We start from the raw sequence: 12,898 nt of genomic DNA on the forward strand, positions 1-12,898 counted from the left end.
ACGACACCCTCGCCGAGGGGCGGCCCTTGCTCGGTGTCCCCGATCTGGGCCCTGCCGGTTCCAAGTTCCAGTCCTACCTTTTCTGAGGAGCAAAGATGAACACCATCCACGTTGATGTGGTCAGTGCCGAAGAGTCCATCTTCTCCGGTGAAGCGCGCTTTGTCGCCCTGCCCGGTGAATCCGGCGAACTGGGCATTTTTCCCCGCCACACTCCGCTGATCACGCGCATCAAGCCCGGCTCGGTGCGTATCGAGATGGCTGACGGCAGCGAAGAGTTCGTCTTCGTGGCCGGCGGCATCCTGGAAGTGCAGCCCAACTGCGTGACCGTGCTGTCCGACACCGCCATCCGCGGTGCCGACCTGGACGCCGAGAAGGCCGAGAAGGCCAAGCTCGAAGCCGAGGAAGCGCTGAAGAACGCCAAGAGCGAAGTCGATCTGGCGCGTGCCCAGTCCGAGCTGGCCGTCATGGCCGCCCAGATCGCGGCCCTGCGCAAGTTCCGCCAAAAGCGCTGAGCCCTCCCGGGACCAGCCGCAAAAAAGCCGCCCTCGGGCGGCTTTTTTCATGGTGCGAAGGCGTCTCAGTCGCCGCAGCGGGCCTGGTAGACGTAGGTCACTGCGTTGTCCTTGGGGTCGACCGTGCGCGACTTGTGCGTCACGGCCTTGGCTGGCACGGGGCACAGCGCGCGGATCTGCTGCTCGCATCGCTTGGGGTCGTCCTCGCGCAGCTTGCAGCTGAGCACATAGTCGTACTCTTGCGAGTCATCGAGGACGGGGCTTGCGCAGGCGCTCAGGGCCAGCACGGCGGCCAGCAGGCCCAGGCGGGCCAGGGTGTTCTTCATGGTGTGGATGCTCCTTGATGAAATGGCGTGACGCTATCACAGCCTCCGTGCCCGCGATAGCTCGATGAAGGGGGGCGCTCGGCCTGAGGGTCGTTTTGCCTCAGTGCCGCTGTATCACGACGGTATCGGGAAGATTGTCGCCACCTTCGTGCACAGGCTGCAACGGGTCGCGCGGGAAGTTGGTTTCCAGCAGCAGGCTCACGCGCTCGAGCGCCGCCGTCATGCCCATGGCATAGTGGCCGCCCTGGAAAGCGGCCTGCATGTCACTGATCAGCGTCTGCCACTGCTGCGCAGGCAGGGTGCGCGCCAGGGCGCGGTCGGCGACGATCTCGATGGCGTGGTCGGCCAGCAGCAGATAGATCAGGGCGCCGTTGTTGTGCTCGGTATCCCAGACGCGCAGCTTGCCGAACAGCGTGATGGCGCGCTCGCGCGGCGTGGCATCGCGCCAGATGTAGCTGGGCGGCAGGCCGGGCTCGACGCAGATACGGATCTGTCCTGTATGGCGCTGCTCGCTCATGGTGATCAGGCGCTCCAGCTCCGCCAGGGTCTCGGGTGGGAGTGCACGCCGCAGCTGCCCTTCGGCCCAATGGTGGCGCAGCAGCCGGACCAGACGCTGAACAAAGCCTGTGATCGCAGCCGCCATCTCACCAACTCCCCGAGGCGCCGCCGCCCCCAAAACTGCCGCCTCCCCCGGAGCTGAAGCCTCCGCCGCCACTGCTTCGTCCGCCGCCTCCGCCAAAACCACCGCCGTAGCCACCCCCTCCGCCCCATCCACCGCCACCCCTGCCGGAGCGGCCGCTGCCCAGCAAGGTGAACAGCAGAGCGATGATGCCCGCTCCGCCTGCCACCAGCAGACTGGTGGTCACCACATAGGCGGCAATGCCGGCGCCTGTGCCTGCCAGCACCGAGGCCAGGGGCCGGCCCAGCATCGAGCGCAGGATGGGGCCCGCGATGACCACACCGAAAAAGAAGAACAGCATCAGGTCTTCCATGTCGAAGCCACGGTCCGGGCTTTTGGAAGAAGGGGCATTGGGGGAGGGGGCCGGCAACTGCTCGCCCGCAATGCGTGCAGCCACCTGGTCCAGCGCAGCGGCGATGCCGCCCGCATAGTCGCCCTGGCGAAAGCGCGGGGTCATCTGCTGGTCGATGATGCGAGCGGCAGCCAGGTCGGGGATGGCGCCTTCCACCGCGCGGGCCACTTCCAGCCGCATGCGCCTGTCGTTCTTGGCAATCACCATCAACAGCCCGTCGCCCACGTCGCGGCGGCCTATCTTCCAGTCGCTGGCCACGCGCCAGGCATAGGCGGCGATGTCCTCGGGCACCGTGGTGGCCACCATCAGCACAACGACCTGCGAGCCCGACTTCTGTTCAATGCTGCGCAGCCTGTCTTCAATGGCCCGTGCCTCGTCGGGCGACAGCGTGCCCGTCTGGTCGATGAGCCGGGCCGTCAGCGGGGGGACGGGTTGCGGAGCCTGCGCCAGCGCGCTGCCTGGCAGCAACAACGCTGCCAGGAGCAGGGCGCAAAGCATGCGCCAGAGCGGCGCCAGGGATGTGGTCACGGTTTACTTGTTGCCGAAGTCCACCGTGGGCGGGCGAGAGATTTCGGCCTCGTTCTGCACGCTGAAGGTGGGCTTGGGCTCATAGCTGAAGACCTTGGCCGTCAGATTGGTCGGAAAGCTGCGCGCCAGCACGTTGTAGGACTGCACGGCCTGGATGTACTGGTTGCGCGCCACGGTGATGCGGTTCTCCGTGCCCTCCAGCGTGACGCGCAGGTCACGGAAGCCCTGATTGGCCTGCAACTGGGGGTAGCGCTCGGCCACCACCATCAGCCGGGACAGCGCACTGGACAGCTCACCCTGCGCCTGCTGGAACTTGTTGAAAGCCTCGGGGTTGTTGACCAGCTCGGGCGTGGCCTGGATGGAGGTGGCCTTGGCGCGTGCCTCCACCACCTTGGTCAGGGTCTCCTGCTCGAAATTGGCCTCGCCCTTGACCGAGGCCACGATGTTGGGCACCAGGTCGGCACGGCGCTGGTACTGGTTGAGCACCTCGCTCCAGGCCGACTTGGTCTGTTCGTCAAGGCGCTGGAAATCGTTGTAGCCGCAGCCGGTCAGTACCAGAACGGTGGCAAGTGTGGCGATTAGACGTTTCATGAGATGACAACCTGAAAGCGACAATGGAAGACAGTATCGTGCACGATGCTGCGCATCGCTGGCGATTGTGCTGCGCACCTGGCCCGCCGCCCTGTAGGGCAAAGGCCATTCGCAGCGACTGGGACAAGGACTGCAAACGGGCTCTATGCATCAATTCAACGCGGCGCGCTGGCTGCCCGGTGGCCACGCACAGACCATCTGGCCGGCGCTGTTCGCACACCGTCGGCCGGCCGGCCATGCGGCACCCCGGTGGCGGTGGGAGCGCTGGGATACCCCGGATGGCGACTTCATCGATGTCGCCTTCGGCAGTGCTCCCACCCTGCCTGCCGATGCGCCATGGCTGGTGCTTTTCCATGGCCTTGAAGGCTCTGCGAACAGCCACTATGCCCAGGCCATGGCCTGTGTGGCCGAACAGCGCGGCTGGCACATGGCCGTGCCGCACTTTCGCGGCTGCAGCGGCGAGGTCAACCGGGCGCCGCGCGCCTATCACTCGGGCGATGTGCAGGAGGTGGACTGGATACTGCGCCGCCTGCGCGAGCGGTCTTCTCGCCCGCTGCATGCGGTCGGTGTCTCCCTGGGCGGCAATGCGCTGGCACGCTGGGCGGGCGTGCAGGCGGACAAGGCTGCCGAGTTGGTGCAGGCCCTGGCGGCGGTGAGTGCGCCGCTGGACCTGGCCGCCGGGGGAACGGCGCTGGGGAAAGGGCTGAACCGCTGGATCTACACGCGCATGTTCCTGCGCACCCTGGTGCCCAAGGCGCTGCTCAAGTGGGCGCAGTTTCCCGGTCTCTTCGATCGTGATGCCGTGCTGCGTGCGCGTGATCTGAGAGAGTTTGACGATGCGTTCACTGCGCCGGTCCACGGCTTTCGTGATGCGCAGGACTATTGGCATCGGGCGGCGGCCAAACCGCTGCTGGGCAGCATTGCCGTGCCTGCACTGCTGCTCAATGCGCTGGACGATCCCTTTGTCCCTTCGTACAGCCTGCCGGCGCCAGGCGAAGTCGGCCCGCGGGTTACGCTGTGGCATCCGCCGCACGGCGGTCATGTGGGTTTTGCACAGGGGCGTTGGCCGGGACATGTACTGGCCATGCCGCAGGCCGTCACGCAGTGGCTGGCGCACAGCGAAAAAGGATGAATGCAATGGACGATATCGTGAAGCAGGCCATGGCCAAATGGCCCCATGTGCCTGCCTGCAGCGGCTGGCTGGGGCTGGACGAGCGCGGGCGCTGGTATCTGCGCGATGAACAGGCCCAGGCCAGCGGCGCTTTCGACAGCGCAATCCCGGGAGCCAAGGGCGCGGAGGTGCGCAACGAAAAGCTGGCGGACTTCATCGCCCGCAACTACCTGGCCGAGCCCGATGGTCGATGGTTCTTCCAGAACGGTCCCCAGCGCGTGTATGTGGAGCTGGAGAATGCTCCCTGGATATGGCGGTTGCGCTGGGATGGCGAGGGCCTGCAGATGCACAGCCATACAGGAGCCGAACTGGATGCCGGGGCCATCACCGAAGCGCTGATGGACGAGACGGGGCGCCTGTACCTGGCGACGCCTTCCGGCCTGGGCCTGGTCCATACGCAGGACATGATCGATGCCGCGGCTGCGCTGGAGGCGGGCGCGTTGCCGGCCTGTGAAGAGGTGCGGGCCGAGGCGTTGCCGCAGCGCTACGGTTTCGTGCGCAGTCCTGCGCGGGCATGAAAAAACCGGCCGAAGCCGGTTGGTTCCAGAAGTCCCGCGTGTTGCTCAATTGGCGGGGGCTGCTGCGCCTTCTGCCGCGGCGCCTTCTGCGGCAGGGGCCTTGGGTTCTTCGAACTTGCCGCCCGCTGCGTTGGCCATGTAGACCACGCCGCGTGCAATTTCGGTGTCGTTGAAGTCGCCGCCACCCTGAGGGGCCATGGCGCCCTTGCCCTTGAGTGCCGAGTGCACCAGGCCTTCCAGTCCCTGTGCAAGGCGAGGGCCCCAGGCCGCAGCATCCTCGAACTTGGGTGCTCCTGCAGCGCCCGTGGCGTGGCAAGCGGCGCACTGGCCCTTGTAGACCTCTTCGCCCGCGCGCAGGGGGCGGTTGGCATCACGGATCTCCACAAGGCCGATCTTCTGCAGGCGCTGAGCCTTGGCCATTTCGGTCTGGGAAGCGCCGGCACCGGACTTGTCGGCCGAACTCACGTACTGCACGAGTCCGATGATCACGAACACCGGAACCACGAACGAGAAAAACACCGCTATCAGCAGTTGCCTGGGATTCTTGATCGGGCCCGTATGGGCTTCTTCGGTGTGGGTTGCGCTCATGAAGTCCTCTTGTGTTGTGGGGGCGTGAGTCAACAACAAATTATATCGACGGCCCTCTTGCAGACACTGCGCGCAGACCCGGGTTGACCTGGGACGCACATATGCCATGAGATGGATCAAGCAATTGGCAAATGCTTGCCGCACTGAATGACAAAGAGGCGTTCACCTTGCGGTGAACGCCTCTTTGCGGTTGGCGCGGCAGATGCGGTTATTGCTGCGCGGGAGTTTGCGTGGTTGCAGCCGCTGTCGCCGTCCTGTCGGTCCAGCCGCCGCCCAAAGCCTTGTACAGCTCGATCTGATTGAGCAGTTGCGCCAGGCGCACGCTCACGGTGGATTGCTCCAGCGCGAACAGGGTGCGCTGTGCGTCCAGCAGGTCCAGGTAGCTGGCCACGCCGTTGCTGTAGCGCAGGTCGGACAGCTTCAGGCGTGCCTGCTCGGCTTCGAGCTGGGCGCGCTGGGCCATGATCTGGTCACGCAGCGTGCCTTGGCTGTCCAGTGCGTCGGAGACTTCGCGGAAGGCGCTCTGGATGGACTTCTCGTACTGCGCAATGGCCACTTCGCGATCGACCTTGGCCGCAGCCAGATTGGCCGAGTTGCGGCCCGCATCGAAGATGGGCAGCAGGGCCGAGGGCGCCAGGGTGAAACCCCAGCTGCCGCTCTTGAACAGGCCCGACAGCTCGTTGCTGGCCGTGCCGAACTGCCCGGTCAGCGTGATGCGCGGGAAGAAGGCCGCACGCGCCGCGCCGATGTTGGCATTGGCGCTGATCAGTTGCTGCTCGGCCTGGCGGATGTCGGGGCGCTGCGTGAGCAGGTCAGACGGCAGGCCGGCCGGCACTGCAGGCAGGTCGGCCGTGTCGCGCAGGCCCTGGCTGGAGCCCAGGCTGGCGACCACGTCCGCAGGCAGCGCCTGGCCCAGCAGCAGCACCAGGGCGTTCTCGTCCAGGGCACGCTGGCGCTGCTGCTGCGCCAGGGTGGCGCGCGCAGCTTCGGTCAGCGAGACGGCCTGGCGGTAGTCCAGCTCGGAGGCCACGCCCGTGTCGAAGCGCAGCTTGGTCAGCTTGATCGACTCTTCGCGGGTCTGCAGCGTGTCGCGCGAGATCTTCAGCAACTGCTCGTCGGCCAGCAGCGTGTACCAGCCGCTGGCCACGGCGGCCACCAGGCTGGTCTGCGCGGCGCGGCGCGCTTCCTCGGTGGCCAGGTACTGGGCCAGGGCCGCTTCCTTCAGGCTGCCGATGCGCCCGAAGAAGTCCAGCTCCCAGGAGGTCACGGCCAGGCCGACCTGGTAGCTGTTGACGTACTTGGTGCCGGAGCCCGTGGTATTCGGGGCGCGGCTGGCGTTGACGCCTGCACCGACCGTCGGGAACTGGTCGGCGCGCGTGATCCGGTACTGCGCCTGGGCGCGCTCGATATTGAGCGCGGCCACGCGCAGGTCGCGGTTGTTGTCCAGCGCGGTGCGCACCAGTTGCTGCAGGCGTGCGTCCTGGAAGAAATCCTGCCAGGGCAGCTGTGCGGCAGCCGTTCCGCCTTCTGCCGCAGCAGTGGCGTTCGCGCTGGTGTATTGGGCCGCGACCGGAGCGGCAGGGCGCTCGTAGGTGGGGATGAGCGAGCATCCCGCCAGGAGCACGGCGGTGGCGATGGCCACCGGGGTACTGCGATTAATCATGGCTCAAGGCCTCCTTGCCGGCCGGTGTGGACGGCGGGTTGTGCGTTTTGATCTTGCCCTTGAACAGCTTGCGCACCACGACGAAGAAGGTGGGCACGAACAGCACGGCCAGCACGGTGCCGGTGATCATGCCGCCGAGCACGCCGGTGCCGATGGCACGCTGGCTGGCGGAGCTGGCGCCGGAGGCGATCACCAGAGGCACCACGCCCAGGCCGAAGGCCAGCGAGGTCATGATGATGGGCCGGAACCGCAGGTGCGCGGCTTCCAGCGCGGCCTCGATCAGGCCCTTGCCTTCGGCCTGCAGGTCCTTGGCGAACTCCACGATCAGGATGGCGTTCTTTGCCGACAGGCCAATCACCGTCACCAGTCCGATCTGGAAGTACACGTCGTTGGAATAGTTGCGCAGCAAGGTGGCAAGCACCACGCCCAGCAGACCCAGCGGCACGACCAGAATCACCGACAGCGGAATCGACCAGCTCTCGTACAGAGCGGCCAGGCACAGGAACACGGCCAGGATGGCGAAGGCGTACAGGAAGATGGCTTGCGAGCCCGCCAGCTTTTCCTCACGCGACTGGCCGGTCCACTCGAAGCCGAAGCCTTCGGGCAGCTTGGCAGCCAGCTTTTCCATCTCGTCCATGGCATCCCCCGAGCTGAAGCCCGGAGCAGCCGAGCCTTCGATGCGCACGGCCGGGTAGCCGTTGTAGCGCACCGTCTGCTGCGCGCCCTTGACCCACTTGGTGGTCGCGAACGTGGACAGCGGCACCGGATCGCCCTTGGCATTGCGCGCGTTCAGGCGCAGCAGATCGTCGGGCTGCATGCGGGCCGGAGCGTCGGCCTGCACGATCACGCGCTGCAGACGACCCTGGTTGGGGAAGTCATTGACGTAGGACGAGCCCAGTGCCGTGGACAGCGCCGCATTGATCGAGGTGAAGTCCACGCCCAGTGCGTTGGCCTTGTCGCGGTCGATCTCGATGCGCAGCTGGGGTGCGTCTTCCAGGCCGTCGGGACGCACGCCGGCCAGCACCTTGCTCTGCCCGGCCATGCCCAGCAGCATGTTGCGCGCATTGATCAGCGCATCGTGGCCGTGGCCGGCACGGTCCTGCAGGCGGAACGAGAAGCCCACGGCATTGCCCAGTTCGGGAATGGGCGGCGGGTTCACGGCGAACACGAAGGCGTCGCGTATGCCCGCCGTCATGCCCATGATGCGGCCCGTCATGGCATCCACCGTGGAGTCCGCTCCCTTGCGCTCGGACCAGTCCTTAAGCGGCACGAAGGCGAGGGCGGCGTTCTGGCCCTGGCCGGAGAAGCTGAAGCCCAGCACGCTGACCATGTTGGCCACTTCGGGCTGCGGCAGCACGGCCTCCTCGACCTGCTTCATGACTTCCAGCGTGCGCTCCTTGGCGGCGCCAGGAGGCAGTTGCACGTTGACGATGAAGTAGCCCTGGTCCTCGGTCGGCAGGAACGAGGTCGGCAGGCCACGGAACACCACCACGGCACCGGCGATCACGGCCAGGTACACGCCGATCATCAGCACCGAGCGCTTGAGCAGGCGGGCCACCCAGCCTTCATAGGACTTGGCCGAGCGTGCGAACGTGCGGTTGAACCAGCCGAAGAAGCCTTTCTTCTCGTGGTTGTGGCCGGCCTCCACGGGCTTGAGCAGCGTTGCGCACAGAGCCGGTGTCAGCGTCAGCGCCATGAAGGCCGAGAAGCTGATGGAGGCGACCATCACGATGGAGAACTGCCGGTAGATATTGCCGGTGGACCCCGCGAAGAAAGCCAGCGGTATGAACACCGCGATCAGCACCAGCGTAATGCCCACGATGGCGCCCGAGATCTGGCCCATGGCCTTGATCGCGGCCTCGCGCGGCGGCAGGCCTTCCTCGCTCATGATGCGCTCGACGTTCTCCACGACCACGATGGCGTCGTCCACCACGATGCCGATGACCAGCACCATGCCGAACATGGCCAGCACGTTGATCGAGAAGCCCACGGCCTGCATGACCGCGAAGGTGCCCAGCAGTGCAATGGGCACCACGATGGTCGGGATCAGCGTGTAGCGCCAGTTCTGCAGGAACAGGTACATCACCAGGAACACCAGCACGATGGCTTCCAGCAGCGTGTGGGCCACCTTCTCGATGGAGATGCTCACGAATTTGGAGCTGTCGTAGGGAATGGAGTAATTCACGCCCTTGGGGAAGAACTTCTTCAGTTCCTCCATGCGTGCATGCACGGCCTTGGCCGTGGCCAGCGCATTGCCGCTGGGCGTCAGCTGCACGCCGATACCCACGGCATCCTTGCCGTTCAGGCGGGCGGAGGTCGCGTAGGCCTGGCCGCCGATCTCGATGGTGGCCACGTCCTTGAGTCGCACGGTGGAGCCATCGGGATTGGCGCGCAGCACGATGTTCTCGAACTGGCCGATCGAAGACAGCTGGCCCATCACCGTCACCGTGGCGGCGATCTTCTGGCCCGTGATGTTGGGCAGGTCACCGATGGCGCCGCTGGCCACCTGGGCGTTCTGGCTGCGGATGGCGGCCGTCACGTCCTCGGCCGAGAGCTTGTAGCCCTGCAGCTTGGCGGGATCGAACCAGATGCGCATCGCCTTTTCCGTGCCGAACAGCTGTGCCTGGCCTACGCCGGCCACACGCTGGATTTCGGGCACGATGTTGCGCGAGGCATAGTCGCCCAGGGCCACCGTGTCATAGGCCTTGGCGTCCTCGGACGACAGCATGATGAACAGCAGGAAGTTGGACGACGCCTTGTCCACGCGCACGCCCTGCTGCGTCACGGACGCAGGCAGGCGCGGCGTGGCGCGCGACAGGCGGTTTTGCACGTCCACCTGCGCCAGGTCCACGTTGGTGCCGGCCTCGAAGCTGATGGTGATGCTGCCCGTGCCATCGGCCTGGGCCACAGACTCCATGTAGACCAGACCGGGCGAGCCGTTCATCTCGCGCTCGATCACGGACAGCACGCTGTCTTCGAGCACCTTCGCGGACGCGCCTGGATAGGCGGTGTTGATGACGATGGCCGGAGGAGCCACCTTGGGGTATTGAGCGATCGGAAGCTTGGTCAGCGCAATACCACCGAGGACGATGATGAATAGCGCGACGACCCATGCAAAGATCGGTCTGTCAATAAAGAACTTGGCCATTGCTGAGCCCCTTGATTACTTCTTGTCTGCCTGGTCCGCAGGCTTGGCATCGGCTGCGGCTTGCGGGGCTGGCGCTGCCGCGCCGGCCGGCTTCTGGGCACCTGCGGCCTCGGGCTGCCAGGGCACGGGCTTGACCGGCGTGCCGGGCGGCAGCATCTGCAGCTTCTGGAAGCCGTCGACCATGACCTTCTCACCCGCCTGCAGGCCTTCGCTGACCAGCCATTGGTTGTTCTGGGCCGTGGTCACCTTCACTTGGCGCTTGGTGATCTTGCCGTCGTCGCTGACCACGCTCACGGTGTCGCCGGTCTCGGTGCGCGTCACCGCCTGCTGGGGCACGGCAATGGCGTTGGACGCCTGGGCCTGCTCCATGCGCACGCGCACATACATGCCGGGCAGCAGCAATCCCTTGGGATTGGGCACCTCGGCACGCAGCGTGACCTGGCCGGTGGAGCTGTCCACGGTCAGGTCGGTGAACAGCAGCTTGCCCTTGAGTTCGTAGGCCGTGCCATCGTCCAGGCGCACCTCGACGCTGGCGGCTTCGGCGCCATCGGCCTTCTTGAGCTTGCCCTGCTCCATCGCGCGGCGCAGCCGGAAGGCTTCGCTGGACGACTGGGTGAAATTCACATAGACCGGATTGATCTGCTGGACCACGGCCAGCGGGGTCGCCTCGCCCTGGCCGACCAGCGCGCCTTCGGTCACCAGAGACTGGCCGATGCGGCCAGAAATGGGGGCGGTGACGCTGGTATAGCCAAGATTGATCTCGGCGGTCCGCACGGAGGCCTTGCCGGCCGCGACGTCAGCCTGGGCCTGCTTGTAGGCAGCCTCTGCATTGACGAAGTCCTGCTTGCTGATCGCGTTGGCGGCAACCAGCGGGCGGTAGCGTTCCAGTTGCGCCAGTGCCTGGGCCTGGTTGGCCTCGGCACGGGCCTGCGTGGCCTTGGCACTTTGCAGCGTCGCCTGGTAGGGCGCCGGATCGATGCGGTACAGCACCTGGCCGGCCTTCACGTCGCTGCCTTCCTTGAACAGGCGCTCCTGCACGATGCCGGCGCTGCGGGCCCGGATCTGGGCCACGCGGCGCGCGTCCACGCGGCCGGGCAACTCGGTCACAAGTCCCACATCGGCGGGGGTGGCCACCACCACACCTACAGGGACGGCGGGCATCTGCTGCTGTGCGGCAGCTTGTTCTTCGGGCTTTTTCCCGCAGGCGGCCATGGCCATTGCGGCGGTGACGGCCAGGGCCACGGTGGTGAGGCGCAGACTGTTGTAAGGGGACGGAGCGGCTGACACATTGCTGCGTGTGCTGGGCATGATGGGTCCTTGTGCTGAATCAAATAACGATGTTGACGTTCCGGTCAGCGCTATCCGGAACGCCCGTGTCCACGGGCAAGTCGCGGATTATACATACATACATGAATGTATAATGACCGCAGTTGCTGCAAGGCGGCGCGAAGCATGGCGTAGCGTGGCATGGCCGGGCTCAACGATGGAAGGAAATACATCTTGGCACGACGAACGAAAGAAGATGCGTTTGCAACGCGCAACAGTCTGCTGGACGCTGCGGAGCAAGTGTTCTACGAGCAGGGTGTCGCCCGGGCCTCGCTCAACGAGATTGCCCAGCGAGCCGGCGCCACGCGCGGTGCGGTCTACTGGCATTTCAAGGACAAGCTGGATCTCTTCTATGCCATGCTGGATCGCGTCACGCTCCCGCTGGAGCAGGCCGCTCAGGGCGACTGCGAAGATGACTCCGAATGCGATGCGCTGGAATATGTGCGGCGCCTGATGGCGGTGGTCTTCGGGCGCATTGCGGATGACGACAGCACGCGGCGCGTCTTCGAGATCCTGTTGCTCAAGGTGGAGTACGTGGGCGAACTCATGCCGGTGCAGGAGCGCAATCGTGCGGCACTGGACTCCTTTTCGTCCCGGCTGGAGTTGGCGCTGTGTGCCGCTGCCGAAAGCCATGCGGTCACCATGCCCATGTCGGCGCACCAGGCATCGATCGCACTGTGCGCCATGTTTGACGGGCTGCTGCAGAGCTGGCTGCTGGGGCGGGCTTTCGATCTCAAGCAAGTGGGTGCCCAGGCGGTGGATGTCTGCCTGCGCGGGCTGGGCTTCACGGTTTCGGAGGCTCCTGCCCAATGAGCGGGCGGGGCCGCGGGGCTTGTACGCGGTAGTGCAAAGTCATGCGACAATCATCGGCTTGTGCAGGGCAGCGATGCCTTGAGCGGCTGTAGCTCAGTGGATAGAGTATTGGCCTCCGAAGCCAAGGGTCGTGGGTTCGATCCCCGCCAGCCGCGCCACATTTTTCTTGGATCGCCCCGGTGGCCTGAGAAAAAAATGCACTGAATTTTTTCAGACGAAAAAAACGGTGCTAGAATTCAAATCTCTTCGGAGGGGTGCCCGAGTGGCTAAAGGGGGCAGACTGTAAATCTGTTGGCTTACGCCTACACTGGTTCGAATCCAGTCCCCTCCACCAGTAATGGTGAAGAAGAGAAGTCATCTGAAAAGGTGGCAGCGTGCAGTCAATCTGTGCGGGAGTAGTTCAATGGTAGAACCCTAGCCTTCCAAGCTAATGACGCGGGTTCGATTCCCGTCTCCCGCTCCAGTTTGCAAGCAAAGTTTTTTGAGGTTGCTTCGGCGGCTTCAAGGCCCATGTGGCTCAGTGGTAGAGCACTCCCTTGGTAAGGGAGAGGTCGGCAGTTCGATCCTGCCCATGGGCACCATTCTCTCTGGTGCGCTCGCTAGATGGGGTTGCGCCAAATCCTGTTGTAGTGATTTAGATTTTTTTCGGAGTCGGAAAAATGGCTAAAGAAAAATTCGAGCGT

Annotated in this window: 11 protein-coding genes, 4 tRNA genes and 1 pseudogene; 8 read left to right on the top strand and 8 right to left on the bottom strand. The window is 65.1% G+C overall.

Translation table 11 applies throughout. The annotated features are described in order from the left end of the window. Positions 1–95 precede the first annotated feature (95 nt). Positions 96–512 carry a F0F1 ATP synthase subunit epsilon gene (locus tag DTS01S_RS27975; RefSeq protein WP_012202358.1) on the top strand — a complete coding sequence of 139 codons (417 nt, stop codon included), beginning with the start codon at positions 96–98 and terminating at the stop codon, positions 510–512. A gap of 65 nt (positions 513–577) precedes the next feature. Here the strand turns inward: DTS01S_RS27975 and DTS01S_RS27980 are convergent, their stop codons facing one another. The 4 genes from DTS01S_RS27980 to DTS01S_RS27995 all read right to left on the bottom strand — a co-directional run bounded on the left by DTS01S_RS27980 (position 578) and on the right by DTS01S_RS27995 (position 2,988). Then, the gene (locus tag DTS01S_RS27980) at positions 578–838 is read right to left on the bottom strand and encodes a hypothetical protein (RefSeq protein WP_016448494.1); all 261 of its coding nucleotides are present in this window, start codon (positions 836–838) and stop codon (positions 578–580) included. A gap of 100 nt (positions 839–938) precedes the next feature. Further along, positions 939–1,481 (bottom strand): TPM domain-containing protein, encoded by a 543-nt coding sequence (locus DTS01S_RS27985; protein ID WP_016448493.1) that lies wholly within the window; start codon positions 1,479–1,481, stop codon positions 939–941. A 1-nt stretch (position 1,482) separates the two neighbouring features. Then, complete coding sequence (locus DTS01S_RS27990; RefSeq protein ID WP_026061986.1) at positions 1,483–2,367, bottom strand: TPM domain-containing protein; 885 nt, start codon at positions 2,365–2,367, stop codon at positions 1,483–1,485. A 33-nt stretch (positions 2,368–2,400) separates the two neighbouring features. Beyond that, positions 2,401–2,988 carry a LemA family protein gene (locus DTS01S_RS27995; RefSeq protein WP_016448491.1) on the bottom strand — a complete coding sequence of 196 codons (588 nt, stop codon included), beginning with the start codon at positions 2,986–2,988 and terminating at the stop codon, positions 2,401–2,403. Between the two features lie 145 nt (positions 2,989–3,133). On the opposite strand from DTS01S_RS27995, the gene DTS01S_RS28000 reads away from it, so the two are divergent. Together DTS01S_RS28000 and DTS01S_RS28005 are read left to right on the top strand one after the other, a co-directional pair. Then, positions 3,134–4,120 carry a YheT family hydrolase gene (locus DTS01S_RS28000; RefSeq protein ID WP_017403780.1) on the top strand — a complete coding sequence of 329 codons (987 nt, stop codon included), beginning with the start codon at positions 3,134–3,136 and terminating at the stop codon, positions 4,118–4,120. Between the two features lie 5 nt (positions 4,121–4,125). Then, positions 4,126–4,677, top strand: a complete 552-nt coding sequence (locus DTS01S_RS28005; protein WP_016453557.1) for a DUF2946 family protein — start codon at positions 4,126–4,128, stop codon at positions 4,675–4,677. Between the two features lie 57 nt (positions 4,678–4,734). On the opposite strand, the pseudogene DTS01S_RS28010 reads toward DTS01S_RS28005, so the two are convergent. The 4 genes and pseudogenes from DTS01S_RS28010 to DTS01S_RS28025 form a co-directional block, all read right to left on the bottom strand. After that, positions 4,735–5,265 (bottom strand): annotated as a pseudogene (locus tag DTS01S_RS28010) (c-type cytochrome); the annotation flags it as partial. Positions 5,266–5,473: 208 nt separating this feature from the next. Then, complete coding sequence (locus tag DTS01S_RS28015; RefSeq protein WP_026061987.1) at positions 5,474–6,928, bottom strand: efflux transporter outer membrane subunit; 1,455 nt, start codon at positions 6,926–6,928, stop codon at positions 5,474–5,476. Continuing rightward, complete coding sequence (locus DTS01S_RS28020) at positions 6,921–10,076, bottom strand: efflux RND transporter permease subunit (protein WP_017403782.1); 3,156 nt, start codon at positions 10,074–10,076, stop codon at positions 6,921–6,923. The genes DTS01S_RS28015 and DTS01S_RS28020 overlap by 8 nt, the downstream gene beginning before the upstream one ends. Before the next feature lie 15 nt (positions 10,077–10,091). Next, positions 10,092–11,384, bottom strand: coding sequence for an efflux RND transporter periplasmic adaptor subunit (locus DTS01S_RS28025; protein WP_017403783.1), 1,293 nt, complete (start codon positions 11,382–11,384; stop codon positions 10,092–10,094). A 192-nt stretch (positions 11,385–11,576) separates the two neighbouring features. Between DTS01S_RS28025 and DTS01S_RS28030 the strand changes: the two genes are divergently transcribed. The 5 genes from DTS01S_RS28030 to DTS01S_RS28050 all read left to right on the top strand — a co-directional run bounded on the left by DTS01S_RS28030 (position 11,577) and on the right by DTS01S_RS28050 (position 12,796). Continuing rightward, positions 11,577–12,215: a TetR family transcriptional regulator gene (locus tag DTS01S_RS28030; protein WP_026061988.1), complete on the top strand. Its 639-nt coding sequence runs from the start codon at positions 11,577–11,579 to the stop codon at positions 12,213–12,215. An 82-nt stretch (positions 12,216–12,297) separates the two neighbouring features. Then, a tRNA-Arg gene (locus DTS01S_RS28035) sits at positions 12,298–12,373 on the top strand. A 90-nt stretch (positions 12,374–12,463) separates the two neighbouring features. Then, positions 12,464–12,549 (top strand) — tRNA-Tyr (locus tag DTS01S_RS28040). A gap of 55 nt (positions 12,550–12,604) precedes the next feature. After that, positions 12,605–12,678, top strand: a tRNA-Gly gene (locus DTS01S_RS28045). 43 nt (positions 12,679–12,721) lie between these two features. Then, positions 12,722–12,796 (top strand) — tRNA-Thr (locus tag DTS01S_RS28050). Positions 12,797–12,898 lie beyond the last annotated feature (102 nt).

Origin of the sequence: Delftia tsuruhatensis NBRC 16741 (genome assembly GCF_001571325.1) — a bacterium.
Taxonomy (GTDB): Bacteria; Pseudomonadota; Gammaproteobacteria; order Burkholderiales; family Burkholderiaceae_C; genus Comamonas; species Comamonas tsuruhatensis.